This window comes from Mesorhizobium sp. WSM4976 (assembly GCF_029625685.1).
Taxonomy (GTDB): domain Bacteria; phylum Pseudomonadota; class Alphaproteobacteria; order Rhizobiales; family Rhizobiaceae; genus Mesorhizobium.
The window spans coordinates 16,582-43,000 of the sequence record NZ_JARTVT010000019.1 but is presented as its reverse complement, the minus strand read 5'-3'; the positions used below and the strand labels follow the sequence as shown (position 1 = coordinate 43,000).

General features: G+C 62.6%; 30 protein-coding genes. 19 read left to right on the top strand and 11 right to left on the bottom strand.

What is annotated here, in order from left to right:
• Positions 1–48: 48 nt before the first annotated feature.
• The 3 genes from P9272_RS22610 to P9272_RS22600 form a co-directional block, all read right to left on the bottom strand.
• The gene (locus P9272_RS22610; protein ID WP_278162244.1) at positions 49–690 is read right to left on the bottom strand and encodes an MBL fold metallo-hydrolase; all 642 of its coding nucleotides are present in this window, start codon (positions 688–690) and stop codon (positions 49–51) included.
• A gap of 164 nt (positions 691–854) precedes the next feature.
• Positions 855–1,163, bottom strand: coding sequence for a hypothetical protein (locus tag P9272_RS22605; RefSeq protein WP_095817307.1), 309 nt, complete (start codon positions 1,161–1,163; stop codon positions 855–857).
• Positions 1,164–1,309: 146 nt separating this feature from the next.
• A complete protein-coding gene (locus P9272_RS22600; protein WP_278162243.1) occupies positions 1,310–2,203 on the bottom strand; it encodes a branched-chain amino acid aminotransferase in 894 nt (297 codons plus the stop codon).
• Between the two features lie 259 nt (positions 2,204–2,462).
• Between P9272_RS22600 and P9272_RS22595 the strand changes: the two genes are divergently transcribed.
• The 4 genes from P9272_RS22595 to P9272_RS22580 all read left to right on the top strand — a co-directional run bounded on the left by P9272_RS22595 (position 2,463) and on the right by P9272_RS22580 (position 6,478).
• Positions 2,463–2,990 carry a MarR family transcriptional regulator gene (locus tag P9272_RS22595; RefSeq protein WP_042647466.1) on the top strand — a complete coding sequence of 176 codons (528 nt, stop codon included), beginning with the start codon at positions 2,463–2,465 and terminating at the stop codon, positions 2,988–2,990.
• The gene (locus P9272_RS22590) at positions 2,977–3,696 is read left to right on the top strand and encodes a response regulator transcription factor (protein ID WP_128258381.1); all 720 of its coding nucleotides are present in this window, start codon (positions 2,977–2,979) and stop codon (positions 3,694–3,696) included. The genes P9272_RS22595 and P9272_RS22590 overlap by 14 nt, the downstream gene beginning before the upstream one ends.
• A gap of 52 nt (positions 3,697–3,748) precedes the next feature.
• On the top strand, positions 3,749–5,164 hold the full coding sequence (locus tag P9272_RS22585; RefSeq protein ID WP_128258382.1) for an ATP-binding protein: 1,416 nt from the start codon (positions 3,749–3,751) through the stop codon (positions 5,162–5,164).
• Positions 5,165–5,413: 249 nt separating this feature from the next.
• Positions 5,414–6,478 (top strand): glycosyltransferase family 1 protein, encoded by a 1,065-nt coding sequence (locus P9272_RS22580; protein ID WP_278162242.1) that lies wholly within the window; start codon positions 5,414–5,416, stop codon positions 6,476–6,478.
• Here the strand turns inward: P9272_RS22580 and P9272_RS22575 are convergent.
• The 3 genes from P9272_RS22575 to P9272_RS22565 form a co-directional block, all read right to left on the bottom strand.
• Positions 6,470–6,829 carry a tRNA-binding protein gene (locus tag P9272_RS22575; protein ID WP_278162241.1) on the bottom strand — a complete coding sequence of 120 codons (360 nt, stop codon included), beginning with the start codon at positions 6,827–6,829 and terminating at the stop codon, positions 6,470–6,472. The genes P9272_RS22580 and P9272_RS22575 overlap by 9 nt on opposite strands.
• A gap of 18 nt (positions 6,830–6,847) precedes the next feature.
• Positions 6,848–7,348 (bottom strand): YbjN domain-containing protein, encoded by a 501-nt coding sequence (locus P9272_RS22570; protein ID WP_128258385.1) that lies wholly within the window; start codon positions 7,346–7,348, stop codon positions 6,848–6,850.
• A 312-nt stretch (positions 7,349–7,660) separates the two neighbouring features.
• On the bottom strand, positions 7,661–7,963 hold the full coding sequence (locus P9272_RS22565; protein WP_128258386.1) for an accessory factor UbiK family protein: 303 nt from the start codon (positions 7,961–7,963) through the stop codon (positions 7,661–7,663).
• Positions 7,964–8,093: 130 nt separating this feature from the next.
• Here P9272_RS22565 and lgt point away from each other — a divergent pair, with 130 nt between their 5' ends.
• The 6 genes from lgt (at position 8,094) to P9272_RS22535 (ending at position 13,863) form a co-directional block, all read left to right on the top strand.
• Complete coding sequence (gene lgt, locus P9272_RS22560; protein ID WP_278162240.1) at positions 8,094–8,948, top strand: prolipoprotein diacylglyceryl transferase; 855 nt, start codon at positions 8,094–8,096, stop codon at positions 8,946–8,948.
• On the top strand, positions 8,945–10,012 hold the full coding sequence (locus P9272_RS22555) for a class I SAM-dependent methyltransferase (RefSeq protein WP_278162239.1): 1,068 nt from the start codon (positions 8,945–8,947) through the stop codon (positions 10,010–10,012). The genes lgt and P9272_RS22555 overlap by 4 nt, the downstream gene beginning before the upstream one ends.
• Before the next feature lie 88 nt (positions 10,013–10,100).
• A complete protein-coding gene (gene pgeF, locus P9272_RS22550) occupies positions 10,101–10,889 on the top strand; it encodes a peptidoglycan editing factor PgeF (RefSeq protein WP_278162238.1) in 789 nt (262 codons plus the stop codon).
• Positions 10,889–12,040 carry a Xaa-Pro peptidase family protein gene (locus P9272_RS22545; RefSeq protein WP_278162237.1) on the top strand — a complete coding sequence of 384 codons (1,152 nt, stop codon included), beginning with the start codon at positions 10,889–10,891 and terminating at the stop codon, positions 12,038–12,040. The genes pgeF and P9272_RS22545 overlap by 1 nt, the downstream gene beginning before the upstream one ends.
• 55 nt (positions 12,041–12,095) lie before the next feature.
• Positions 12,096–12,722: a hypothetical protein gene (locus tag P9272_RS22540; RefSeq protein WP_278162236.1), complete on the top strand. Its 627-nt coding sequence runs from the start codon at positions 12,096–12,098 to the stop codon at positions 12,720–12,722.
• Between the two features lie 205 nt (positions 12,723–12,927).
• On the top strand, positions 12,928–13,863 hold the full coding sequence (locus tag P9272_RS22535) for a ribose-phosphate pyrophosphokinase (RefSeq protein WP_126059768.1): 936 nt from the start codon (positions 12,928–12,930) through the stop codon (positions 13,861–13,863).
• Here P9272_RS22535 and P9272_RS22530 read toward each other — a convergent pair.
• Complete coding sequence (locus P9272_RS22530; RefSeq protein WP_278162235.1) at positions 13,860–14,420, bottom strand: dihydrofolate reductase family protein; 561 nt, start codon at positions 14,418–14,420, stop codon at positions 13,860–13,862. The two genes, P9272_RS22535 and P9272_RS22530, sit on opposite strands and share 4 nt — an antisense overlap.
• A gap of 114 nt (positions 14,421–14,534) precedes the next feature.
• Positions 14,535–15,404, bottom strand: a complete 870-nt coding sequence (locus tag P9272_RS22525) for a helix-turn-helix transcriptional regulator (RefSeq protein WP_278162234.1) — start codon at positions 15,402–15,404, stop codon at positions 14,535–14,537.
• A 132-nt stretch (positions 15,405–15,536) separates the two neighbouring features.
• Between P9272_RS22525 and P9272_RS22520 the strand changes: the two genes are divergently transcribed.
• Positions 15,537–16,766: an MFS transporter gene (locus tag P9272_RS22520; protein ID WP_278162233.1), complete on the top strand. Its 1,230-nt coding sequence runs from the start codon at positions 15,537–15,539 to the stop codon at positions 16,764–16,766.
• Positions 16,767–16,851: 85 nt separating this feature from the next.
• Here P9272_RS22520 and P9272_RS22515 read toward each other — a convergent pair whose 3' ends face one another.
• The gene (locus tag P9272_RS22515) at positions 16,852–18,096 is read right to left on the bottom strand and encodes a glycosyltransferase (protein WP_278162232.1); all 1,245 of its coding nucleotides are present in this window, start codon (positions 18,094–18,096) and stop codon (positions 16,852–16,854) included.
• Between the two features lie 218 nt (positions 18,097–18,314).
• Here P9272_RS22515 and P9272_RS22510 point away from each other — a divergent pair, with 218 nt between their 5' ends.
• The 3 genes from P9272_RS22510 to P9272_RS22500 are packed head-to-tail and all read left to right on the top strand — an operon-like array spanning position 18,315 to position 20,249.
• Complete coding sequence (locus P9272_RS22510) at positions 18,315–18,797, top strand: glycosyltransferase (protein WP_278162231.1); 483 nt, start codon at positions 18,315–18,317, stop codon at positions 18,795–18,797.
• Entirely contained in the window at positions 18,760–19,335 is a 576-nt protein-coding gene (locus P9272_RS22505) for a hypothetical protein (protein WP_278162229.1), read from the top strand. Before P9272_RS22510 ends, P9272_RS22505 begins: the two co-directional genes overlap by 38 nt.
• The gene (locus tag P9272_RS22500) at positions 19,335–20,249 is read left to right on the top strand and encodes a hypothetical protein (RefSeq protein ID WP_278162319.1); all 915 of its coding nucleotides are present in this window, start codon (positions 19,335–19,337) and stop codon (positions 20,247–20,249) included. Before P9272_RS22505 ends, P9272_RS22500 begins: the two co-directional genes overlap by 1 nt.
• 78 nt (positions 20,250–20,327) lie before the next feature.
• Here the strand turns inward: P9272_RS22500 and P9272_RS22495 are convergent, their stop codons facing one another.
• Positions 20,328–21,185 carry an alpha/beta hydrolase gene (locus tag P9272_RS22495; RefSeq protein ID WP_278162228.1) on the bottom strand — a complete coding sequence of 286 codons (858 nt, stop codon included), beginning with the start codon at positions 21,183–21,185 and terminating at the stop codon, positions 20,328–20,330.
• Positions 21,186–21,333: 148 nt separating this feature from the next.
• On the opposite strand from P9272_RS22495, the gene P9272_RS22490 reads away from it, so the two are divergent.
• A complete protein-coding gene (locus P9272_RS22490; RefSeq protein ID WP_278162227.1) occupies positions 21,334–21,774 on the top strand; it encodes a MarR family transcriptional regulator in 441 nt (146 codons plus the stop codon).
• A 32-nt stretch (positions 21,775–21,806) separates the two neighbouring features.
• On the opposite strand, the gene P9272_RS22485 is transcribed toward P9272_RS22490, so the two are convergent.
• The gene (locus tag P9272_RS22485) at positions 21,807–22,451 is read right to left on the bottom strand and encodes a glutathione S-transferase family protein (RefSeq protein ID WP_278162226.1); all 645 of its coding nucleotides are present in this window, start codon (positions 22,449–22,451) and stop codon (positions 21,807–21,809) included.
• 347 nt (positions 22,452–22,798) lie between these two features.
• Between P9272_RS22485 and P9272_RS22480 the strand changes: the two genes are divergently transcribed.
• The 4 genes from P9272_RS22480 to corA all read left to right on the top strand — a co-directional run bounded on the left by P9272_RS22480 (position 22,799) and on the right by corA (position 26,379).
• Complete coding sequence (locus P9272_RS22480) at positions 22,799–23,443, top strand: 50S ribosomal protein L25/general stress protein Ctc (protein WP_128258401.1); 645 nt, start codon at positions 22,799–22,801, stop codon at positions 23,441–23,443.
• A gap of 22 nt (positions 23,444–23,465) precedes the next feature.
• Positions 23,466–24,188, top strand: a complete 723-nt coding sequence (pth, locus tag P9272_RS22475; RefSeq protein ID WP_278162225.1) for an aminoacyl-tRNA hydrolase — start codon at positions 23,466–23,468, stop codon at positions 24,186–24,188.
• A gap of 93 nt (positions 24,189–24,281) precedes the next feature.
• The gene (gene ychF / locus P9272_RS22470; protein ID WP_278162224.1) at positions 24,282–25,385 is read left to right on the top strand and encodes a redox-regulated ATPase YchF; all 1,104 of its coding nucleotides are present in this window, start codon (positions 24,282–24,284) and stop codon (positions 25,383–25,385) included.
• Between the two features lie 19 nt (positions 25,386–25,404).
• The gene (gene corA / locus P9272_RS22465; protein ID WP_278162223.1) at positions 25,405–26,379 is read left to right on the top strand and encodes a magnesium/cobalt transporter CorA; all 975 of its coding nucleotides are present in this window, start codon (positions 25,405–25,407) and stop codon (positions 26,377–26,379) included.
• The last annotated feature ends 40 nt before the right edge of the window (positions 26,380–26,419 follow it).

The window sequence follows — 26,419 nt, the reverse complement described above, 5'->3', positions numbered from 1 at the left end:
TGCCCAAAAAAGCGTCGCCTGCAGCGGCGCTTTTTCTTTGCATGCGGGTCAGGTGAGAAAGGGATTGGTCCGCCGCTCATCGCCGAAACGGCTGCCCGGCCCATGGCCGCAGATGAAACCGATATCGTCGCCAAGCGGCAGAAGCTTGTCCTTGATCGAGGCGATCAGCGCGGCGTGGTCGCCGCCGGGCAGATCGGTGCGGCCCACCGAGCCGCGGAACAGCACGTCGCCGACATGCGCGAATCTGGCCGCGCGGTTGTAGTAGACCACGTGGCCGGGCGCATGCCCCGGGCAATGCAGCACTTCGAACACATGATTGCCGAAGGACACCGTCTCGCCTTCAGCAAGGAAGCGATCCGGCACGCAATTGCGAACCGGATCGGTAAGGCCGAAGCGCTTGGCCTGGTTCTCGAGATTGGCAAGCAGTGGCTTGTCGGCTTCATGTGGGCCGATAATATCAATACCCAGCGCATCCTTCAGTTCCATCGCGCCGCCGGCATGGTCGATATGGCCATGCGTTATCCAGATCGCACCGGCCTTGATGGCATTGTCCTTGAGCGCCTTGAGCACCTGGTCAATATCGCCGCCCGGATCGACCACGACGCCGTTCTTGTCGTCCATATCGAACAGGATGGTGCAGTTCTGCTGGAACGGCGTGACCGGCACGATGCCGGCATTGAGCTGACCCATGGCTTTCCTTTCTCGAGCCATTCCAGGAAAAGTCCGGAACGCTCCGTTTGTCGCCCTGATGTAGACAGGCGGGCAAACGCCGTCCACTGCCGGCCAGGCCAAATATCCCCGAGACGAAAATGGGCGGCCGAAGCCGCCCATCTGAAAACTTGAAGCGAGAGCCCTTATTTCTTCATCGCATTCATGACCGCGCCGATGATGCCGGTCAGGATGGCACCGCCGCCCACGCCGCCGAGAAGGTTCTTCAGGTCGAGCGCGCTGCCAATTCCACCCGCCGCGGCCGCCGCGTCGACACCACCGCCGCCCAGCAGACTGCCAAGGATGGCCGCACCGCCGACACCGCCGATCGCGCCGCTGAGGATTTTGGTAAGCTGGCCCATCGCCGCCTGCTTCAGCGCCGCGCCGACCGCCTGGCCGCCGATAACGCCGGCAATTACCTGTACAACGATCTGAATAATCGTATTGCTGTCCATGTAACTAGTCCCTCCATAGCCGCCTGCCTCCTAGGGCCGACACGATCATGAGACGCCGAACCGTTCGAAAGTCAAATGCATGAAGGCTTAAATAAAAAAGGCGGCCCGAAAACCGCCCCTATTGCACAAAAAAGCTGTGACTATCGCTATTCTGCGGCTATCGCATGCTTTGGTTGCACCGCAGCGGAATAGTCATTCATCAACGTCTTGGCGATCTCGCCAACCTCGAATCGGTATGGACCGATCTCCGACACCGGTGTTACCTCGGCCGCGGTACCGGTCAGGAAGCATTGCTCGAAACCTTCGAGTTCTTCCGGCATGATGGCGCGCTCGATCACTTCGAAACCGCGGTCCTTGGCCAGACCGATCACCGTGCGGCGGGTAATGCCGTCGAGGAAGCAGTCGGGCGTCGGCGTATGGATCTTGCCGTCCTTTACGAAGAAGATGTTGGCGCCGGTGGCTTCCGCCACCTGGCCGCGCCAGTCGAGCATCATGGAGTCGGCATAGCCTTTGGCCTCGGCGGCATGCTTGGACAGCGTGCAGATCATGTAGAGGCCGGCGGCCTTGGACTTCGACGGCGCGGTGCGTGGATCAGGCCGGCGCCATTCGGCGACATCGAGGCGAATGCCCTTGAGCTTCTGCGCAGGGTCGAAATAGCTCGGCCACTGCCAGATGGCGATGGCGCAATTGATGCGGTTGTTCTGCGCCGAGACGCCCATCTGCTCGCTGCCGCGCCAGGCGATCGGGCGCACATAGGCATCCTGGAAGCCCTGCTTCTTCAAAAGCGTCCGGCAGGCCTCGTCGATCTCTGCGACCGGATAGGGGATCTTGAAGCCGAGCAGGCGCGCCGATTCATGCAGACGCTCATTGTGCTCGGTCAGCTTGAAGATCTGGCCGCCATAGGCGCGCTCCCCCTCGAAGACGGCGCTGGCATAGTGCAGGCCATGGGTCAGCACATGGATCTTGGCGTCGGCCCATTTGACGAACTCGCCGTTCATCCAGATGAAGCCGTCCAGTTGATCGAAGGGAACGGATGCCATTGAAACCTCCCGCGGGCTGCCGCCCGCAAATCGTTGTGTTTATGGCCTTAGTGCCGGTCCCGTCACAGGATCCGAAACGCTGGCCAGTGCTTGGAAGCGTAGGCGGATATTCAATTCGTGGCAAACTCAGGAAGTTCCGGAAAAACGGCTTCCTCCTCCCTTTTCGTTCGCAATCCGCCGAAAAGCTTGTCAAAAATTATCATTGCCCGGAAATTACGTCAATAGTACTGACATAATTCCCGCCTCGCATGGAGAAGTGATGACGAGCCCCGCAGCCGGAAAACCGATCAGGACGGCGATCGCCGATGAGGACGGCATCGACTTCGCCATCATCGAGCTGTTCTTCTTCGCCTATCGCGATTTCACCTCCGACCCGGACCAGATCCTCGCTGATTATGGCTTCGGCCGCGCCCATCACCGTGTGCTGCACTTCGTCAACCGCAGGCCGGGCCTCACCGTCGCCGAACTGCTTGATGTGCTGAAGATCACCAAGCAGAGCCTTGCGCGGGTATTGAAGCAGTTGATCGACACCGACCATATCGTCCAGGTGCAGGGGCCGCGCGACCGCCGGCAGCGCGAGCTCTACCCGACCGCCAAGGGCCGCGCGCTGGCCTTGGCATTGGCGCGGCCACAGTCGCGCCGCATCCGTGCGGCATTGGAGGATTCCGGAGCCACCGAACGCGCCACAATCGAGCGATTCCTGGAAGCGATGGTCAATCCGGAACTAAGAGCGCAGATCGACATTGTGCCTGCGCAAACATCGGGGAAGAACCATGGAGACCATTGAGAAGGTCGATCATCCGGCCGCGCCCGACGATGACGCGCCGCATCTTCTGGTCGTCGACGACGACACGCGTATCCGCAACCTGCTAAAGCAGTATTTGTCCGAGAACGGCTTTCGCGTCACGGTCGCCGGCAATTCCGGCGAGGCCAGGCGCAAGCTAGCCGGCCTCGACTTCGACCTTTTGGTGCTCGACGTCATGATGCCGGGGGAAACCGGCGTCGATCTCACCAAGGCGCTGCGGACCGAGAAGAACGTGCCGATCCTGATGCTGACGGCGCTGTCCGAGACCGACAGCCGTATCACCGGGCTGGAAGCCGGTGCCGATGACTACCTGCCGAAGCCGTTCGATCCGCGCGAGCTGATCCTGCGCATCAACAACATCCTGCGCCGTGGCGGCCCGGCGGCGACGCCGAAGGTGGAGCAGTTGGTTTTCGGGCCCTACACGTTCCAGATCGCCAAGCGCGAATTGAAGCGCGGCGGCGAGGCGCTTAAGCTGACCGACCGCGAGCAGGAGATCCTCGCGATCTTCGCCGCGCGGGCGGGCGAGACCATACCGCGCCATGAGCTTGTGGGCGATGAATCGGATGTCGGCGAGCGCACCATCGACGTGCAGATCAACCGGCTGCGCCGCAAGATCGAGCGCGATCCGTCCAATCCGGTGTGGCTGCAGACGGTGCGCGGTATTGGGTATCGGCTCAGCGTCGAATAAACTACCGTCGAAGGCCCTTTGCTGAACAGGCCATCGACGTGCGGAAGGGCGAATGGCGACCACGCAACTGGACAAGCCGAAAGGAGGCGGCACCGGCGATTTCGCGCTGCGGACGCTGAGGGCGATGCCGCGCGCCTGGAATCGGTTCTGGCGCCTGATAGCGCTCTACATGCCGAAGCGGCTCTATGCCCGCTCGCTGATCATTGTCATAGCGCCGATGATCCTGCTGCAGTCGGTGGTCGCCTTCGTGTTCATGGAACGCCATTGGCAGACGGTCACCCAGCGCCTGTCGCAGGCGACTATCTCGGACATAGCGGCCGTCATCGACATGATGGAGACCTATCCCCACGACGCCGACTACGCCAACATCATCCGCATCGCCCAGGATCGCATGCAATTGAAGGTGGATCTACTGCCGCCCGATCCGCTGCCGCCGCCCGGCCCGAAGCCGTTCTTCTCAATCCTCGACGAGGCGCTGTCGTCGGAGATCACCAGACAGATCAACCGTCCGTTCTGGATCGACACGGTCGGCAACTCCAATGTCGTCGAGGTCCGCGTCCAGCTCGAAGGCAAGGTGCTGCGCGTCTTCGTGCGGCGCAGCCAGGCTTATGCCTCGAACACCCACATTTTCCTGATGTGGATGGTCGGCACCTCGCTGGTTCTGTTGATGATCGCCATCCCCTTCCTGCGCAATCAGATCAGGCCGATCCTGACGCTCGCCGAGGCCGCCGAGAGTTTCGGCAAGGGCCGGCCGATGCCGCGCGATTTCCGCCCGCGCGGCGCCGAGGAAGTCCGTCGCGCCGGCTTCGCCTTCATCCAGATGCGTGAGCGTATCGAGCGCCAGATCGAGCAGCGTACAGCCATGCTGACCGGCGTCAGCCACGATCTCAGGACGATCCTCACAAGGTTCAAGCTGCAGTTGGCGTTGGCCGGCGGAAAGGCGGAGACCAAGGCCGCCCTGAACCAGGACATCGACGACATGCAGTCGATGCTGGAAGGCTATCTCTCCTTTGCTCGTGGCGAGGCTGCGGAGGATACCGGCCGTTTCGACCTCAACGCCTATTTCCAGAAGCTCGGCGAGGAAGCGCAATTGCGTCGCTGCAAGCTCACGACGACACTGACAGGAGATCCGGCCGTGCACGTACGGCCGAACGCCTTTGCCCGTTTGCTTTCGAACGTCATCGGCAACGCGTTCCGCTATGCCAAGACCGTCGAGGTCCACGCCAATCACGGTCGCGGCTCGCTCATCGTCACCATCGATGACAATGGGCCAGGTATCGCGCCTGACAAGCGTGAAGAGGTGTTCAAGCCCTTCCTGCGGCTCGATGAGGCCCGCAACCTGGACGCCAGCGGCACCGGACTTGGCCTGTCGATCGCCCGCGACATCGCCCGCAGTCACGGCGGCGACATCAGCCTTGAGGACAGCCCGCTCGGCGGCCTGCGCGCCGTGATCAAGGTGCCCGCCTAGCCAGAGGATGATCCCGAACCGACCATCGGTTCGGACAAGATCATGCTCAATCAGAAAACAGCTTCATCCGCCCGTCATGAAATCATGGTCAAGAGCGCGCATGAAGCGCGCGACCCTCGTTGATTCTGCCCTGCCGCCCCGCTTCGATCCCGTGCCCGCCCGGGTGCGCTGGAGCGAGGCGCGGGCAGCTGCCTGGCTGCCGTTCCGGCACCGGGCCGGCGCGCTCAAGAATCCCTTCGAAGGATCGCCATGCGCATCCTGATGGTCACCGACGCATGGCGGCCGCAGGTCAATGGCGTGGTGCACACGCTGGAGCGCCTCACCGAGGCCCTGAGGCCCTTCGACGTCCAGCTCGATTTCCTCACCCCGAACCTCTTCCGCACCTTGCCGATGCCGACCTATCCCGACATCCGGCTCGCGCTGACGACTCCGGGCCATATCGCGCGGCTGATCGAGGCCGGCAAGGCCGACCATATCCATATCGTCACCGAGGGTCCGCTCGGCATCATGGCGCGCCGCCATTGCCGAAAGGTGGGCCGCCCCTTCACCACCAGCTATCACACGCGCTTTCCCGAATATCTCAGCGCCCGCCTGCCGGTGCCGGAAAGCTGGGCCTACAACTGGCTACGCGATTTCCACAATTCCGGACAGGGCACGCTTGTCGCCACGCAATCTCTGGCGGACGATCTCGCGGCGCGCGGCTTCAACAAGCTGAGGCCCTGGACGCGCGGCGTCGACACCGACCATTTCCGGCCCGACAAGCGCAAGGAAACCCGATTTCCGCGCCCAGTCTTCCTGTGCGTCGGCCGCGTCGCGATCGAGAAGAACCTGACCGCCTTCCTCGATCTCGACCTGCCGGGCAGCAAGGTTATCGTCGGCGAAGGGCCGGAACTGGCAAAGCTCAGGGCGCGCTATCCCGACGCGCATTTCCTCGGCCATCGCCCGAACGACGAGCTGGCCGAGATCTACGCCTCGGCCGACGTCTTCGTGTTTCCGAGCCGCACCGACACCTTCGGCAACGTCATCATCGAGGCGCTGGCCAGCGGAACGCCGGTGGCCGCCTATCCGGTGACCGGACCGATCGACATTGTCGGCGACGGTGTCGGCGGAGCCGTGTCGAACGATCTGGGCGCGGCGGCAATGAAGGCGCTTGGTGTCGATCGCGCGGAAGCGCGCCAGCGCGCCATGCGATACAGCTGGAAGGCTTGCGCCGAAATGTTCCTCGACGTGGTCGACGAAGCACTGGGGATCACAAGTAGACGCGCCGACCAGGACAGGCTAGCTACGGGTCGCCCCAGGCTCGTCCTAGAATAGGCGCCCGCCATCCGGCACCTTGCGCTCTATGGCGCCGAGCACCACCGCGCCCTCTTCATCGGGAAATCCGAGCGTGAGCACTTCGGACATGAACGGACCGATCTGGCGCGGCGGGAAATTGACCACCGCGAAGACCTGGCGGCCGACCAGCGTTTCCGGCGCGTAGTATTTGGTGATTTGCGCCGATGACTTCTTTACCCCGATGGCCGGGCCGAAATCGATCTTCAGCTTGATAGCCGGCTTGCGCGCCTCTGGAAACGGCTCCGCCTCTACGATCGTGCCGGCACGGATATCGATACGGTCGAAATCGGCAAAGCTGATCTCGGGCTTGCGTTCGCTGCTGGAACTCATCGGCGATATCGGATTGGTTCAGGCGTTTCCGTGGGTCTCGAAGAGCACGCTGGAAAGCGCGTCCTTGGCCGATGTACCCGACCAGACGACGAACTGGAAGGCCTGGAAATAACATTCGCAGGCTTCGAGCGCGGACGATAGAAGCACCTCGACCTGCTGGCTGGACGGCTCGACCCCGCCGGCAAGCAGCAGCGATTGCCGGAACATGATCGCACCCTCCTGCTCCCACAGATCGAAATGCCCGAACAGCATCTGTTCATTGATCAGCGAGAGCAGCCGCATCACTTCCAGCGCGCGCGTCTCCGGCACCTTGATGTCGAAAGCGCAGGCCAGATGCAGCGCCTCGAAATCCTCCATCCATGAGAAAGAGACGTGGTAATCGGTCCAACTGCCGGCCACCGAAATTGAAATCTCGTCGTCGCCGGCTCGTTCGAAGGACCAGTCGTTGTTGTGGGCCACCTGCTCGATGACGTCCACCGGGTGGATTTCGCGGGAGATTTCGAGTTCGAGGAGTTCCATGAATGCTTCCTGTGTTCAGGGGAGCGCCACACGCTCCGCGGGGCACACACGACGAACAATCTTGTCTAGAACTCGGACGGTCAGGACTTTCCAACGCAAAGACCCAACCGGACCCCACCGCCCGGCGCACGACCCTGCTCGAATCATGCAACAAATTCAGTCTATTGATCGGGAGTCGCGTGAACAGCCTAATTTTTCGCACTGCGTCATCCGCATGTGGAAAGGTGGCTGTCACGAAGATTCATGCAATGCCGGTAAGCGATTCACGGCAAAGCGATTTTTCGGATCGCGCTATGTGGAAAAGTTTAACGATTATTTTTTTGCGCGGGGCTTTCCAGCACCCGCAGGTGCGGCCTGTCCGGTCAGTTCGGCGAGCTTGGCCTCGAGCGCCTCGACGCGCGTCGCCAACTGAATGTTGTCTTCCCTCGCCTTGACCGCCATCTCGCGCACGGCCTCGAATTCTTCGCGCTGCACCACATCCATGGAATTCAGCATGCGCTCGGCCTGCGCCCGGAACGCCGTCTCCACCTCGCGCCGAACGCCTTGCGCGGCACCGGCGGCGTCGGTCATCAGCTTGGCGAATTCATCGAGAATGCGGTTCGGTCCGGTCGACATGGCAGATCCTCGCTTTATGGTTTTGACGTAGTGGCGCGCGGAGCGGAATGCAAGCGAAGCCTTGCCTTGACCGCGCCAAAACCCTGCCGCATGGTCCGCGCCCGAACATGACCACGCCCTGGAGACCGTGTTGAGCGAATATTTCCTTCTGCCGCTGGCCTCCCTGCCCTTCCCCAACATCGATCCGGTGATCGTCCATATTGGGCCGCTGGCGGTGCATTGGTACGGCGTCGGCTACATCGTCGGCATCCTCTTTGCCTGGTGGTATGCCAAACGGCTGGTCACCAACGCACGCCTCTGGCCGGACGGCCATCTGCCGATGAAGCCCGAGGACCTTGACGATTTCATCGTCTGGGCGGCCATCGGCGTCGTGCTCGGCGGACGTACCGGCTACGTGCTGTTCTACGACCTGCCGCGCTATATCGCGCATCCGCTGGACATCTTCGCCGTCTGGCAGGGCGGCATGTCGTTCCATGGCGGCCTGCTTGGCGTCATCCTCGCCATGACGCTGTTCTCGATCAAGCGTGGCATCCATACTTGGACGCTGTTCGACGTCGTCTCAGCCGGCGTGCCGGTCGGCCTTGGGCTGGTACGCGTGGCCAACTTCATCAATTCGGAACTGTGGGGCCGCCCCTCCGATATGCCCTGGGCGATCGAGTTCCCCAATGGCGGCCCGTTCACCCGCCACCCCAGCCAACTCTATGAGGCATTGCTCGAAGGCCTGGTGCTGTTCCTGGTGTTGCGCTTCCTCACCCATTGGCGCCTGAAGCTGAAGACACCGCGCTTCGTCGGCGGGGCCTTCATCTGCGGCTACGGCCTGTCGCGGATCTTCGTCGAGTTCTTCCGCGAGCCGGACCAGCAGCTCGGCTATCTGCTCGGCACCAACTGGCTCACCATGGGCATGATCCTGTCCACGCCGATGGTGCTCGCCGGCATCTGGGCCATGGTCACGGCAAAGCCGACGCCACAGCCGCGGGCGGCATGACCCGGCTGAAGGAGCGCATCACAGGCCTGATCGGCGCGGCGGGGCCGATCCCGGTCAGCGAATATATGGCGCTCTGCCTGTTCGATCCCGACGAGGGCTATTACACGACGCGCGAGCCCTTCGGCGCCGCCGGCGATTTCATCACCGCGCCCGAGATCAGCCAGATGTTCGGCGAGCTCGTCGCCGTCTGGCTCTACCAGGCCTGGCAAGGCGCCGGCCGGCCCCTGCCCGCGACCTTTGCCGAGATCGGTCCCGGCCGCGGCACGCTGATGAAGGATATGCTGCGCACCTGGTCGCGGCTCGACCCGGCGCTGGTGGCCGGCGCTTCCTTCGCCATGATCGAGACCAGCCCGCGCCTGGCTGAGATGCAGAAGCAGACGCTTGCGGGGCAGAACGTTGCGCTTGCCTGGCACCAGAACCTCGACACGCTGCCGCCACAGCCGCTCTTCATCGTCGGCAACGAATTGTTCGATGCCGTGCCGATCCGGCAGTTCGTCTATGTCGGCGCGGGCTGGCGCGAGCGTGTGGTCGGCCTCGATGGCGCCGACGAACTGCATTTCTTCGCAGGAGCGGGGTCTGTCGACCCGGCACTGCTGCCACCAGACGCCGCCGATGCCCCGCAAGGCGCCATCGTCGAAGTGGCGCCTGCCCGGTCGGCCCTCATGTCGCAGATCGCCGAACGCATAGCTGGCCGGGGCGGCGCCGGCCTCATCATCGACTACGGCCATTTGCAACCGGGGATCGGCGACACTTTCCAGGCGCTGCGCCATCACCAGCGCGAGGATGTTTTGGCCAATCCAGGCGAAGCCGACCTGACCGCCCATGTCGATTTCGCCAGCCTTGCCGAGATAGTGCGCGCGCACGGTCTCGACGTGCAATTGTCGACCCAAGGCGAATTCCTGCTCGGCATTGGCCTGCTCGAACGCGCCGGCACGCTCGGCGCCCATGCCGATGCAGGGACACGCCAGGCCATTTCCGACGCGGTCGAACGCCTGGCCGGCCCCGATGCGATGGGTGAGCTGTTCAAGGTCATGAAGGTCCTGCCGTCGGCGAAAGCCGGCTGAGAGCGGCGAATGGCCTCGACGTCTGGTCCGCATCGTTCTCCGAACTTCGCCTTGACGAACCCGCCTTGCACGGACCACAAACCCAACCATGCTGAATCAGACCAGACCCGATCCAGTACGCTCGCCGCTGCTTGAAAAGGCGCAAGGTATGCGCCACGGCTACTTCACCCGCATCGGCGGCGTCTCCGATGGCATCTATCGGGGCCTCAACATCGGCACGGGCTCCAGCGACGACCAGACATTGGTCGCCGAGAACCGGCGGCGCGTCGCTGACTGGATGGGCGTGCCCGCGGACCATCTGCTGACCGCGCACCAGATCCATTCTCCGGATGTCGTTGTCGCAAGGGAACCCTTCGCCGGCCCTCGCCCGAAGGCCGACGCCATCGTCACCGACCGTCCGGGCATCGCGATCGGCGCATCGACCGCCGATTGCGGGCCGGTGTTGTTCGCTGATACCGAGGCGCGAGTCATCGGTGCCGCCCATGCCGGTTGGAAGGGTGCCTTCACCGGCGTGCTCGAGAACACCGTCGCCGCGATGGAAGGCCTCGGCGCCCGCCGCGAGCGCATCGTGGCGGTGCTCGGTCCTTCCATCGGCCCCGACAATTACGAGGTCGGGCCGGAATTCGTCGCCCGTTTCGTCGAGGCCGATACCGGCAACCACCGCTATTTCAGGCCATCCAAGACTGTCGGTCACTCGATGTTCGACCTCAACCAATATACGGTGGACCGCCTGCGCAAGGCCGGCGTGACCGCCGAAGGCCTTGGCCGCTGCACTTACGCGGAAGAAGATCTTTTCTATTCCTACCGGCGCACCACCCACCGCAAGGAAGCGGATTACGGGCGCCAGGTTTCGGCAATCGTTCTGGAGAAAGAGTAATGGCGCTGCATTTCGAACGTTCGGAATTCGACGCGCGGCGTGACCGGCTGCTGATCGAAATGGCCGAAAAGAAGCTCGACGCCGTGCTCCTGTTCGCGCAGGAGAGCATGTATTGGCTGACCGGCTACGACACGTTCGGCTTCTGCTTCTTCCAATGCCTGGTGGTGAAGGCCGACGGCTCGATGGTGCTGCTCACCCGTTCGGCCGATCTCAGGCAGGCCCGCCATACCTCGACCCTGGATAACATAGTGCTGTGGACCGATCGTCAGGGGGCCAACCCGGCGATCGACCTGCGCAACCTGCTGAACGACCTCGACCTGCTCGGTGCCCGCATCGGCGTCGAATACGACACGCATGGCCTGACTGCCTATAACGGCCGGCGCCTCGACGAGCAGTTGCAGACCTTCGGCCAGATCGCCGATGCTTCCGGCATTGTCGGCCGGCTGCGCCTGTTCAAAAGCCCGGCCGAGATCGCCAAGGCCGAGAAGGCCGCCAACCTTTCCGACGACGCGCTCGATGCCGCCCTGCCGCTGATCAAGCAGGGCGGTGACGAAGGGCTTGTCCTCGCCGCAATGCAGGGCGCGGTCTTTGCAGGCGGCGGCGACTATCCCGCCAACGAATACATCATCGGCTCAGGTGCCGATGCCCTGCTCTGCCGCTACAAGGCCGGCCGCCGCAAGCTCACCAAGAACGACCAGTTGACGCTCGAATGGGCCGGCGTGTTCCACCACTATCATGCCCCCATGATGCGCACCATTTTGACGGGCAAGGTGTCGAAGCGCCATCAGGAACTGTTCGACGCTTCCCGGGCCGCCCTGCTCGCGGTCGAAAAGGCGATGACGCCGGGCAACACCTTCGGCGATGTCTTCGACGCGCATGCCCGCACGCTCGAGGCGCACAATCTGACCAAGCACCGGCTGAACGCTTGCGGCTACTCGGTCGGCGCCCGTTTCACGCCGTCCTGGATGGACATGCCTATGTTCTACCAGGGCAACCCGGAGCCGATCGCGCCCAATATGACGCTGTTCGCGCATATGATCATCATGGACTCCGAGACCGAGACCGCGATGACGCTTGGCCGCACCTACCTCACCACTGAATCGGCGCCGAAGCCGCTGTCGCGCCATGATCTCGACTTGATCGTGCAGTGAATCCATAATGATTGGTTCACGCGGGGGCGTTCGCCACTAGGGAGTTTTCAAGCAAATGAGACGATCGCGGATGACGACCGTGTCATTGCTTGCGGCGCTGGCGCTCGGCGCCTGCACCAACGCCAAGGACGTGCTCGAACCCTCGGCTATCACCCCGCCGGCGAGTTCGGCTCAGTCCTCGGCCGCCCCGCAGGGCACATCGACGACGGCCACAACCTCGACCACGACCGCGCCTGCCCCGTCTCCAGCGCCTTCCACCACAGCGTCGCCCGCGCCGTCCAGGACACCGGCCCAGACCGCGGCTCTCGCGAAGACGCGCCTGCAGGTGGCGCCGATCGTCGGCGCATCGGTGGACGTGGCGGCCCCGTTGACGGCGGAACTGCAGACCCGCGCCAAGCAACGCGGCCTGACGCTTGTCGGCAGCACCGACCAGACGGCCACGCACGTGCTGAAAGGCTATTTCTCGACGATGTCCGAGGGCAAGGACACCACTGTCATCTATGTCTGGGACATTTACGACCCTTCCGGCAACCGCCTGCATCGCATCAACGGCCAGCAGAAGGCGCCCTCCGTCGGCAGCAGCGAAGGCTGGTCCGCGGTGGCGCCCGCGACCATGCAGGCAATCGCCGACCAGACGATCGACCAGTTCGCGGCGTGGCTAGGCAGCGGCGGCGCCGGTTGACCCTACTGTAGCCGGACGAACTGTTGCCGGCCAAATTGTTGTCGGCCAAGCTGTTGCCAGCTTGCGATGTTTTCCGTGTTTGTTGCGGTCGCCGGAAGGATTCCCGATAACGAGGCTTGCAATACCGGCGCGGGCCGCTAAAAGCCCGCATAAAAGGCTCGTCGAGAGTCTCTCGGGCCTCTCCATCCTTCACCAGGAACGGTGCATGAAGCTTTTCGCGGGCAATTCCAACCGGGTGCTGGCCGAGGCGGTCGCTCGCTATCTCAACATCCCGCTGGGTAAGGCTAGCGTCAGGCGCTTCGCCGACCAGGAAATCTTCGTCGAGATTCAGGAAAATGTGCGCGGCGAGGATGTCTTCATCCTGCAGTCGACCTCTTACCCGACCAACGACCATTTGATGGAACTGCTCATCATGATGGACGCCTTCATGCGCTCCTCGGCGCGGCGCATCACGGCGGTCATCCCCTATTTCGGCTATGCAAGGCAGGACCGCCGCGCCTCCGGCCGCACGCCGATCTCAGCCAAGCTGGTCGCCAACATGATCACCCGCGCCGGCGCCGACCGCGTGCTGACGCTCGACCTGCATGCCGGCCAGATCCAGGGCTTCTTCGACATCCCGACCGACAATCTGTTCTCGGTGCCGGTGATGGCCCGCGACGTGAAGGCCAAGTACAAGCAGCTCGGCAATGTCGTGGTCGTGTCGCCCGACATCGGCGGCGTGGTGCGGGCGCGCGCGCTGGCCAAGCGCTTCGACGCGCAGCTGGCCATCGTCGACAAGCGCCGCGAGCGCCCCGGTGAATCGGAAGTCATGAACATCATCGGCGCGGTCGCCGGCAAGGACTGCCTGCTGATCGACGACATCGTCGATTCCGGCGGCACGCTTTGCAACGCGGCCGACGCGCTGCTTGCCAACGGCGCGACCTCGGTCACAGCCTACATCACCCATGGCGTGCTGTCGGGCGGTGCCGTCGCCCGTATCGCCGGCTCGAAGCTGCAGGAGCTGGTGATCACCGATTCCATCCAGCCGACGCAGGGCGTGCTCGACGCACCGAACATCCGCGTCATTTCGATCGCCGACCTGATGGGTGAAGCGATCTCGCGCACGGCGACGGAAGAGTCGGTCTCAAGCCTGTTCGACTAACTATCCGCCGGTGCATAGCGCAGCAGCGTGACGCCTTGCGCAAGTCGCTCCGCGCCGAGCGGCTTCAGGGCCAGCGACAGACCTGATTGGAAATACGGCTTGCCGCCGCCCAGCACGACCGGATGCAGGTAGAGCCGGTACTCGTCGATCAAGCCCGCGCGTGCAAGATGGGCGGCCAACTCGGCCCCGGAGACGGAAATGTCGCCAGTTGCTTCTCCCTTTAGCGACTTTACTACTGCCTCCACGTCATTTCTAACCAGACGGGCATTCGGTCCAACCTCTTCAAGAGTGGTCGAAAACACGATCTTCGGCGTTTCACGCCACGCGTGCGCAAAATCCCGCTCGACCTCCTCGGCGGCGATCTCTCGCTCCGGGCTGTCCCAGAAGCGCATGGCCTCATACATCCGGCGTCCGCAGAGCGCGATCGTCGTCCGCCGCATCTCGTCGTTGAAATGTTGATGAAGTTCCTCTTCGGGGATGGGCAGGTCGATGTCTCCGCTCGGTCCGGCGATATAGCCATCGAGCGATGTCAGCATGGCATAGACGATTGTCGCCATAGGGGTTCCTCCGATTTCGCGCTCCCGCCAAGGATCATATCTGATTGCACCCTGCAATCGGAAGTCCAGGGAGTCCAGAGAGGCGGCGCATCGGTCCGATGCTGTGGCTCGGTCTCACGCGGCGAGCGGACCGCCTGCGCGCCGCGGGTTTTCACCGGCATCGCGCGCGCCGCGCATATAGCCGCGCGGCGAAGCGCCGAGCATGCGCTTGAACATGGTGGTGAAGGCCGGCACGCTGTCATAGCCGAGATCGAGCGCCACCCTTGTGATTGGCTCGCCATCGGCGAGCCTTGGCAGCGCGGCGAACAGGCAGGCTTGCTGGCGCCAGGTCGACAGCGACAGTCCCGTCTGGCGATGGAAAACACGGGTGAAGGACCGGCGGCTCATGCCCGCGGCATCCGCCCATTCGTCGATCGTAGCATGCGGCGAAGGGGCTGCCACGAAACGCCGGCAGAGCGCCGCGAGCTTCGGATCGGATGGGAAGGGCAACCCAAGCGGCCGTTCCGGCAGATTCGGGATTTCGTGCAGTAGTAGTCCCATGACCAGCGCGGCGCGCCCTTCGAGCTCGCCGCCTTGCGGCAATTTCTCCGATTCAACGATCAGGCTGTGCATCAGCTCGGTGATGCCGACGACGCGCAATCCCTCCGGCAGGCCGGCAATGGCGTTCGGCACCACATAGACCGAGCGCATCGAGACATCGCCCAGCATCTCGACCGAATGCTCGGTGCTGGCTGGTATCCACATCGCATGGTCGGGCGGCACCATCCAGCGGCCGTGTTTCGTCGTCACTAGAACCACACCGACCAGCGCGTGCAGCAGCTGGCTGCGGCTGTGGCGGTGGCGCGGCACGTGGTAACCGTCGGGATATTCGGTCGGCAGCGCCACCGCCGGTCCGACAGCCTCCTCCAGCCACTGCCAGCGGCTTTCATGCAGGCGGCCCAGCTCGGCGGCGTCGCCATTGAAGATTTCCCGGCCATGCGGCATCGGATATGGCCCACTTGCGTAACTATTGGACCAAACCACGAAAGAAGTCGCCATTCAAGCCGACTATAAGCCAAGCGTCCTATCCATGAGACTGCCTGCGGTTAGTCGCCAAAAAGACCACGGAGCATTGCCTTGACCGATACGACCGCCACATCCGTCGCCGCGCCGGCGACGGCAAGCAGCACCTCGGCGCAAGCGACGGTCTTTGCCATCATCCTTTCGGTGAGCTTCTGCCACGGCATCAACGACATCATGCAGTCGCTGCTGCCGGCGATCTATCCGCTCCTCAAAACCAATTACGGTCTCGATTTCTGGCAGATCGGCCTTTTGACCTTCACCTTCCAGGTCACGGCCTCGCTGCTGCAGCCGGTGATCGGCATGTTCACCGACAAGCGCCCTATGCCTTATTCCTTGCCTTGGGGCATGGCCTCGTCGCTGGTCGGCCTGATCGTGCTGGCCTATGCCGGCCACTATGTGCTGCTTTTGGTCGGTGCCTCGCTGATCGGTATCGGCTCGGCGATCTTCCATCCTGAGTCCTCGCGCATCGCCCGCTTCGCCTCGGGCGGTCGCTTCGGCCTTGCGCAGTCGCTGTTCCAGGTCGGTGGCAATTTCGGCCAGTCGATGGGCCCCCTGCTCGCCGCCTTCATCGTCGTACCGTTCGGCCAGACCAGCATTTCCTGGTTCGCCGTCGGCTCGCTGGTTGGCATCCTCGTGCTGTGGCAGGTCGGCGGTTGGTACAGCCGCATGCGCGCCTCGCAGGCCACCCGCAAGCAGTTTGCCCATGTGTCGCCCTTTCCACGCAAGAAGGTGATGGGCGCGCTCGCCGTGTTGACGCTGCTGGTGCTGACCAAGAACGCCTATATCGCTTCGCTCTCCAGCTACTACACCTTCTATTCCATCCATAAGTTCGGCGTTTCGGTGCAGACGAGCCAGGTCATGCTCTTCCTGTTCCTCGGCGCCTCGGCGCTGGGCATCCTGCTTGGCGGCCCGTTCGGAGACCGTTATGGCCAGAAGGCGATGATCTGGTTCTCGATCGTCGGCGTGCTGCCCTTCACGCTGGCGCTGCCCTACGCCAATCTGGAATGGACGATGGTGCTCACCGTGATGATCGGCCTGATCCTGTCATCTGCCTTCTCCAACATCGTGGTGTTCGCGCAGGAACTGGTTCCGGGCAGGGTTGGCACGATCGCCGGCATCTTCTTCGGCTTCGCCTTCGGCATGGGCGGTATCGCAGCCGCGGTGCTCGGCGTCATCGCCGACATGAAGGGCATCGATTTCGTCTTCCAAGTCTGTTCCTATCTCCCCTTCCTCGGCCTGCTGACTGTCTTCCTGCCCAACATGAAGGATGCAAGAAAGGCCTGACTGCGGGCCACGGAGAGAAGAGGGAAGAACGCGACACAAGCACCCGCCTGATGGCGGGTGTTTTGCTTGCGGTTGTGGGTTTGGATCAGCTTTTCCTCCGCAAGCCAAGACGCTGTGAAAGCGCATGGAGAAAGCCTTCGCCTCCATCGGCCGAGCGCAACGCGCGCAAATTCTCCAACGCGTCGCGCCCCCGCCTCGGCAAGGCGGCGAGCTGCTGTGGAAGGTCTTGCAGCGTCGCCGTCCAAACCAGTCCGTGCAATTGCGCAGCATCCGCCGATCCCGGATCGCGACGTTCGCTCCGCAACGCCTCGACAAGCAATCGTTGGAAATCTGCCGCGTTGTCAGCCAGCCGGACGCTCGGCCAATGCCTGAAATGCTCGTAGCCGCGAAACGCGAAGGGCGTTCCCACGATCTGCTTGCGATTGTACAGCGCTTCGGCGGTCTTGACGTTGGTGCCGCCGCCTTCGAGGATCGGAAGGATCACGACATCGGCAAGCGCGATCAGCGCGCTGAGCGTTCCGGCGTCCTGAACACCGAGCAACTCGATCTGGGCATTGTCGACGCCGGCGACCCTCAGGAACCTTGGATCGCGCCCGATCTGGCCGGCAACGCCGCCGACCACCACGATACGTTCGGCAGGCGACAGGTAGCCGAGGTCCGGCGCCATCATCTCAAGAAACCCGTTGGCGTTGGGAGGGTGGCCCGATGCCACGAAAAGAGCCGTGCGCAAGCCGGCAAATCGCTGCGCCCAACGGTCGAGGCCGACCGGCGCCGCCATCGGCCAGACGCCATTGGCCGCCACCACCACACTTGGATTTAGTTTGCGGAAATAGGCGGCATCCTGGTCGCTGACGGCGACAACCAGATCCGCGTTCGCCGCAAGATCTGACTCGATTTCCGCTGCGCGTTGAGCGCTCCAGAGGTCCGTTTGCGCCCCCGGTATCGTGGCTTCTTGCGCCAGCAATTCCTGTTCGACGTTGTGCGAACCGTAAACGATGGAAAAGCGTGTCTCGGGCGAGCACGTCTCGACATACTCACGCAAGGCCGGCCAAAGCCAACACTGCTCCAGGGCGATGACATCCGGCCTGAACTCGTCGAGGAACCTTGCGATTTCGCAGCGATGCGACCTGCTGGCCGTTATGAATTCGGCAGTGGCGACATCGGAACGCCATCCGCGCCTGGCCATCTTCCTCCGGAACCGGCGCGGCATCTCGATGAAAAAATCGCCGGCCTCCATTTCCTGCCTGGCGCCGCCATTGGGCGTGACGACGATGTGACGTGTTTCCCAGCCGCTATCCCGCAGGACCCTGTGAACGGCATTCGCTCTCAACTGGCCGCCATGGACCGGCCGCCAAATCGGAAACGTTCCAAGCGAAACATACCTCATTGTTTCGGCGCGATGCCGCAACGAAGTGTCGACGTCGCATTCATTTTCTCGGTTCCCATTCAAGCGGGACACTACCATTCGACGCCGAGTCTGGACATGATGTTGCTGGATGGATGCCAAGTACGCCTAAGACGGATCTTGGCGATTTCAAAGGTGGCAACATGGGTGCCAACACCCCTCGAATAGCCGGCTTCGCCATCACCTACAACAGCGGGGAAATTCTCAAGACATGTCTCCGCTCTCGCCGATTTGTCGATGAACTTATTGTCGTCGACAAATCATTAACCGATAGCACACCGTCCGTGGCCGAGGCCTATGCCGACAAAGTCATCTCTGTTCCATGGTCGCCATTGCCCACTGAGACCAGATTAACTGCCGACGAGGCATGCTCCCATGATTTCATCCTCTACCTGGACCACGACGAATGCCTCAGCGTCGAAGGCATCCATTGGGTGAGGGAAAATGCCGGCTCGCATCCTGCCGGCGTGTTTCGGTTTCCGAAGCGCGAATATATCCTGGGGCGTCACGACCAGGATGCTTATTACTGGCCCTCCTACAACATACGCGCTTTTCGCCGAGGCTCGGCTGAATTCGTTTCAACGCTTCATGAAGAAAGTCGGCGGCATAGAGGGAGAGGTCTATGACGTCCCGCATGACGAAGGCGTTTGCATTCACAATCTATCCCATCGAGACACTTTTCAATGGATCGAAAAGACCAATCGTTACACCAACGTGCAAGACAGGCTTTCCTTCTTCGACAGGAATACGCCACTTGAGGCTTTCGCCCAGGAGCGAATAGCCTTCTGGCTGGCCCAATCGAGATCCCGATCCGACTATGTTGTCTCGGCGGCGCTTCTGCGGGCAGTCTATGACATCGTGAACAGGGTGAAACTCTGGGAAGCGCAGGAGGGCCTGGATGGAAGCCGTGCGTTCGCGGCCGTTTGCGCTGAATTGGAAGCGACTTACGATATCGCGGACCGGGCAAAGCTCTGGGAGGCTCAGGACGGCCCTGACGGGAAAGCCGTATTCGCCGCTGTCCGGGCGGAACTGGAAGCCAGGGACAACGCATTCAGGCCCGGACACCGCCGGACGGATACCGACATTCCTCCGCATCGACAAAGGTCCTCGCTCAAAACCGTCATGAAGAAAATCGGCTCACGTCTGAGGGGAAAGAGGCCTTGATGCCGGGAAACGGTCGGTACTCTTCTCAATTGCGAATCCTGACCCTTCTGGCACGCCACGGCACAGCCCGATATCCCGCTGCGCTCCAGCATTTGAGGGTGATGTTCGCCGGGCAAATGCCCCAGGTAGCGCACGATGTGGTTGTGATCGACAATTCGCTGCCGGAGGGTCACCGCGCCGACCTCGATCGCGGGGTTGAATTGATCGGCGGCTCAAACTCCAGCTGGGAATTCTCCGCCTGGGACAACGGTATTGCCCATGTCGGCAATCAGGTGAATGACTACGATCTGGTCCACCTCGCCACGTCTGCATTTGCCGAGTACACGCCGGGCCATCTCAAGCTGATCGACCAGAACGTCGTGCGGCATCTGCCGGGCTTGAACGCGGCGCTCGGCCATGTCGATTTCTATAATGAGCCCATGACGGTGTTTGGAATTCCCTCGCAGGCATGGCTCCGCAGCTCGTTCATCTTTCTGCAGCCGAGGCACTTGAAAGCTCTTGGATCAATGGTCGGCGTGCCCAGCGGCGCGCCGATTTTCAGCGGAGATCCGCTTGCGCCGTTCCGGGAAGACGCACCAATCTCACGCTCCTATAGACAGTTTTTGGTTGGATGGCTTACCGCGGCCGGGACGGCGCAAGGACCTGGATGGCATTCCCGGTTCGATCTAACGCTTGAGACGCTGCCTTTCTTCGAGAGCAAGGCAAGGGCGATCCTCAACGAGCAGATGCTGACGAACCGGTTGCTCGCGATCGGCGCCACAATCGTCGATGTCACCTGGCTCGCGCGAAAGGCCAAGGTGGCGGACAGCTTATCCCTTGGCGACATCCCCGACTGGCGGACCCAGATCCGGCCGAGAGTGGGCGCAGAATTCTGGCGTCTCCTGGATGGACCCGGCCGGGGAGGCAGACCCTAGACTGGGCGCGCTTTCGTGCCCCATCCTCTCGCAGCACCCGCCCGAGGGCGGGTGCTTTCACATTTTCGACAGGCAAGCTCAGGCCTTGAAGAAGGCCAGCAGATCCGCGTTGATGACCTCCGCATGGGTCGTCGCCATCCCGTGCGGAAAGCCCTTGTAGATCCTGAGTTCGCCCTTCTTGAGCAGCTTGACCGAGAGCAGCGCGGAGTCCGCGATCGGGACGATCTGGTCGTCGTCGCCATGCATGACCAGCACCGGTACGTCGATCTTCTTAAGGTCCTCGGTGAAGTCGGTTTCCGAGAACGCCTTGATGCAGTCGTAATGCGCCTTGGCGCCGCCCATCATGCCCTGCCGCCACCAATTGTCGATGACACCTTCGGAAACCTGGGCGCCGGGACGGTTGAAACCGTAGAACGGGCCGGCCGGAACGTCGTGGAAGAACTGGGCGCGGTTGGCCACCAGCGCGGCGCGGAAACCATCAAACACCTCGATCGGCAGACCGCCTGGATTGGCCGGCGTCTTCAACATGATGGGCGGCACCGCACCGATCAGCACGGCCTTGGCAACGCGACCGCCGCCACCATATTGCGCGACGTAGCGCGCTACCTCGCCGCCGCCCGTCGAATGACCGACATGGATGGCGTCCTTGAGGTCGAGATGCGCGGCGAGCGCCGCTACGTCGGCGGCATAGGTGTCCATCTCATTGCCGGTGTCGGTCTGGCCGGAACGGCCGTGACCGCGCCGGTCATGCGCGATGACGCGGTAACCTCGTGCCTGGAAGAACAGCATCTGGGCGTCCCAGTCGTCACTGCTCAGCGGCCAGCCATGGTGGAAGACGATCGGCTGGCCCGTCCCCCAATCCTTGTAGAATATCTGTGTTCCGTCCTTGGTGGTGATCGTGCCGCTGCCCGAGCCTGTCTTGGTCTGCGAGGTCATCTCAATCTCCTTCGGTTGATATCACGATAAATAATATCGCGATAATCTCTTCGTAGCGGAGACCGGAAGCCTTGTCCACGGAAATATGTATCGCGATATCATTTCTCGTGGTACACACAGAACGCTCAGTCGGCAAAAGGAATGCGCCGTGCCTCTCGCGTTGGACAATCAGCTCTGCTTCACGCTCTATGCCACATCGATGGCGATCAACCGCATGTACAAGCCAATGCTGGACGAGATGGGGATCACCTATCCGCAATATCTCGTGCTCAATGCGTTAGGAGAGGCTGACGGCATGTCGGTGGGCAGCATCGCGCATCGGCTCGCCCTGGAATCGAGCACCATCACGCCGCTGGTGAAACGAATGGAGCAAGCCGGCCTCGTCACCCGGCAGCGCAGCCAGACCGACGAGCGTCAGGTGCAGGTCGACCTGACCTCCAGCGGACGGGCTCTGCTCGTCCAGTGCAACTGCCTGAACGAGACACTGATCGAGCGCTCAGGCATGCAATTGGCTGAACTCGATGCCTTGAATCGGCAAATCCAGACGTTGCGCGATGCGCTGAATGGAGGCCAGACGACCGACGCCTAGCGCAACTGTCCAGAGGCGCGCAAAGCTGCGGGTCACGTCTCGATCTTCGCCGGCGGCAGCGGCGGCGCCACCAGCCCCTGGAACGGGTCGCGCCAGGCGGCGATCGCTTCCAGCCGGCCGTACCAGCGCTGGATCGACGGGTAGTCGTCGAGCGGCAATCCGGCGGTGTCGTTGAAGGGCAGGAACGTCGCCATGCGGAAGTCCGCATAGGAAATGGAATTGCCGACAAGCCACTCCCGTTCGGAAAGCTCAGGCTCGAGGACCGCCGCGGCCTTGTGGAACTGCCTCAGCCCCTCCTCCACCAGCGCCTCATCGATGGGACCCAGACCATAGCGCTGCTTGGTGCCGCGCTCGAAATGCACCATGTCGCAGGCGAAGGCGAAGCGTTCCTTGCCCCAGCTGATCCAGCGGATCATGTCCGGCTCATCGTTGCCGCCGCGCCAGAAATCCGAACGCATCTCGCGCGAAAGCCGGCAGGCGATGGCGTCCGTCTCCCACAGGCTCCATCCCGCGCCGACCAATATTGGCAAGGTCAGATTGGGGTTGAGCGCGCGGTAGCGCTCGGCCTGCCCCGGCGCCATCGGCGATGCGAATTCAAACGCGATCTCTGCCTTGAGATAGCGCGCCGTCGCGACCGCGAGGCGAGGAGTTGGATTGCGGCTGAACAGAAGTTTCATAGGGTCCCGCAGGTCTTGTTACACCTCGCAGGACGACCGAGAACCACCCGATCCTACATTTGCCGCAAATGGGATTTTCCGATCTATGCTCGGCGCTGAAAACCACCTTGCAAGCGGTCCAGCCCAACCGCTTGCACCCTTGCCCGCCTTCCGCTATAGAGCCGCCACCCGCGTAGACACCCTTGGAGGCAACGCGGAGGAAGGCCGGCTAGGCCTCGCATGATCCCCAGACGCATTTGGATCGCCAAACGCATCGGACAGATCGTGCAAGGCCGCGACGGCTTTCGACGTTTACGGTTGGCCTCGTGCTTGCCGCAAGCGCTCCATAACACGCGAAAGGAAATGCCATGAGCCACGATGCTTATGAGCTTAAAGCCGAAGCGCGCGAACAGGTCGGTAAGGGGTCCGCCCGTGCAGTTCGTCGCAACGGTAAAGTGCCTGCAGTTATCTACGGCGACAAGCAGCCTCCCCTGGCGATTGCGCTGAACTACAAGGACATCTTCTACAAGATCCACGGCGGTGGCTTCCTGACCACGGTCGCCACGATCGATGTCGACGGCAAGAAGATCCAGGTCCTGCCGAAGGATTTCCAGCTCGACCCGGTCAAGGATTTCCCTGTCCATGTCGACTTCCTGCGCATCGGCAAGGACACCGAGGTCAATGTCGACGTGCCCGTCCACTTCATCAATGAGGACAAGTCACCCGGCATCAAGCGCGGCGGCGTGCTCAACATCGTTCGCCACGAAGTCGAGTTCCACTGCCCGGCCAACGCGATCCCGGAATTCATCACCGTCGATCTCGCCGGCACCGACATCGGCGACTCGATCCACATCTCGGCGGTCAAGCTGCCGGCCGGCGTCAAGCCGGTCATCTCCGATCGCGACTTCACCATCGCGACCGTTGCCGGCTCGTCAGCGATGAAGCCGGAGACGGAAGCCACCACCGAAGCGGCGGCAACCGAAACGGCGGCCCCGGCGGCCGAAGAGAAGTAATTCTCTACGCCTGGAGGCGGCGATGCTTGTCTTTGCAGGCCTCGGCAATCCGGGCGCGAAATACGAAAACAACCGGCACAATGTCGGCTTCATGGCGGCGGACGCGATTGCCCGCCGCCATTCCTTTTCGCCTTGGTCGCGAAAATTCCAGGGCCTGATCTCAGAAGGCACGCTCGCCGGCGAGAAAATCCTGCTGATCAAGCCGCAGACCTTCATGAACCTTTCCGGACAGTCGGTTGGCGAAGCGTTGCGCTTCTACAAGCTCGAACCGTCCGCCCTCACCGTCTTCTATGACGAGATCGACCTTGCCGCCGGCAAGCTCCGGGTCAAGGTGGGCGGCGGCTCCGGCGGCCACAACGGCATCCGCTCGCTCGACCAGCATGTCGGCAATGCCTATCGCAGGGTGCGCATCGGCGTCGGTCATCCCGGCGTCAAGGAGATGGTGCACGGCCATGTGCTTGGCGATTTCGCCAAGGCGGACCGCGAGTGGCTGGATGTCCTGCTGGCGGCAATCGCCGACGATGCCGCGCTGCTCGCCAAGGGCGACGACAATTCCTTCATGAACCGCGTCACGCTCGCCTTGCGTGAAAAGCTTGTGCCGACCGGCGATGACGACCGCCCGCCGCCCAAGGAGAAGAAGGCGCAAAGCCACATCCGCCAGGCGCGCCCGCAGCAGCCGGCGCCAAAGCTTCCCGAGAGCGGCCCGATGGCTTCGATGCTGAAGAAGCTGTTCGGCAAGGAGTGAGCGCCGAACGAACGTCGCCTGGGGCTTGACGTTCGTCACTCCTATCGCCCATAGCCCTCACCAAAATCGAATTCCCGATAGGACCGAACGAACATGGGTTTCAAATGTGGCATCGTTGGCTTGCCCAACGTCGGCAAGTCGACGCTGTTCAATGCGCTGACCAGGACGGCCACCGCGCAGGCCGCCAACTATCCTTTCTGCACCATCGAGCCGAACACCGGCGAGGTGGCGGTGCCGGATCCGCGCCTGCAGAAGATCGCGGCGATCGGCAAGTCGAAGGAGATCATCCCGACCCGCATCTCCTTCGTCGATATCGCCGGCCTGGTGCGCGGCGCCTCCAAGGGCGAAGGGCTGGGCAACCAGTTCCTAGCCAACATCCGCGAGGTCGACGCGATCGTGCATGTGCTGCGCTGCTTCGAGGATGACGACATCACCCATGTCGAGGGCCGCATCGATCCTGTCGCCGATGCCGAGACGGTCGAGACCGAGTTGATGCTCGCCGACCTCGAAAGCCTTGAGCGCCGCATCGTCCAAATCCGCAAGCGGGCCGCCGGCAAGGACAAGGAAGCCATGGCCGTCCTGCCGATGATGGAGGCGTCGCTCGAATTGCTGCAGGCCGGCAAGCCGACGCGCTTCCTGCTCAACGGCATCGCGCCGGAGGATCTGCGCATTCTGCAAGGGCTGAACCTGCTCACCTCGCATCCCGTTCTCTATGTCTGCAACGTCGCCGAGGCGGACGCCGCCACCGGCAACGAGCACACGCGCGCGGTGGAGAAGATGGCGGCAGCGCAGGGCGCCGGCACGGTGGTGATCTCGGCGGCGATCGAGGCGGAGGTCGCCCAGTTTTCTGACGAGGAGGAAATGGAATTCCTTGCCTCGATCGGCCTCGACGAGCCGGGCCTCAACAAGGTGATCCGCGCCGGCTACGAGCTGTTGCACCTCATCACCTATTTCACCGTCGGGCCGAAGGAGACGCGCGCCTGGACGATCCACAAGGGCGATAAGGCGCCGCAGGCGGCCGGCGTCATCCACACCGATTTCGAGCGCGGCTTCATCCGCGCCCAGACGATCTCCTACAACGACTTCGTCACGCTGGGCGGTGAAGTGGCCGCCAAGGAAGCCGGCAAGGCGCGCGACGAAGGCAAGGACTATGTCGTCCAAGACGGCGACATCATGCTGTTCAAGTTCAACACCTGATCCTTCAGGAGACCCGGCGATGATAAAAACCTTCGTCGCGGACAATGATCGCCTGCGCCTCACCGAGGATCTCGCGGCGGATGGCGATAGGGTCGTCTGGGCCGATCTCTTCAACCCGACCAAGAAGGAAGAGGCGCGCATCGAGAGCTGGCTGGGCATCGCCATTCCGACCCGCGAGGAGATGGAAGAGATCGAGATTTCGAGCCGGCTCTATGTCGAGGACGGCGGCTACTTCATGACCGCCGTGCTTCCGGCGCAGACGGAAGCTGACGATCCGCTGATGTCGCCGGTAACCTTCGCCCTCGTCGGCAAGAGGCTGATCACCATCCGCTACCACGAACCCAAGGCCTTCAAGACCTTCCCGCTGCGCGCCGAGAAGGTGGCGACCGGCTGCACCAGCGGCGACACCATCCTGATCGGCTTGCTGGAAGCGATAGTCGACCGCCTGGCCGACATCCTCGAGCGCGCCGGCCGCGATGTGGAAGCCATCTCGCGCGACATCTTCGAGGCGCGCTCGACCAAGGCCTCCAAGCGCAACCGCGATTTCCAGGAATTGCTGAAAGGCATCGGTCGCAAGGAGGATCTCGCTTCGTCCGTTCGCGACAGCCTGATCTCGTTGCAGCGCCTCGCCGGCTTCCTCGCCCATGTCGCGGACCAGACCAAGATGAGCAAGGATGTGCGCGCCCGCATCAAGACGCTCTCGCGCGACGTGCTGTCGCTCGCCGACCATGCAACCTTCCTGTCGCAGAAGATCTCGTTCCTGCTCGATGCCACGCTCGGCATGATCTCGATCGAGCAGAACGCCATCATCAAGATCTTCTCGGTCGCCGCCGTCATCTTCCTGCCGCCGACGCTGGTCGCCTCGATCTACGGCATGAATTTCGACATCATCCCCGAACTCAAATGGGAATTCGGCTACCCATTCGCCATCGGCCTGATGGTGATCTCGGCCATCCTGCCCTTCTGGTATTTCCGGCGCCGCGGCTGGCTCTGAGGTAGTCGCCAGCCGACAGCTGGCTTACCAGAAATCACTT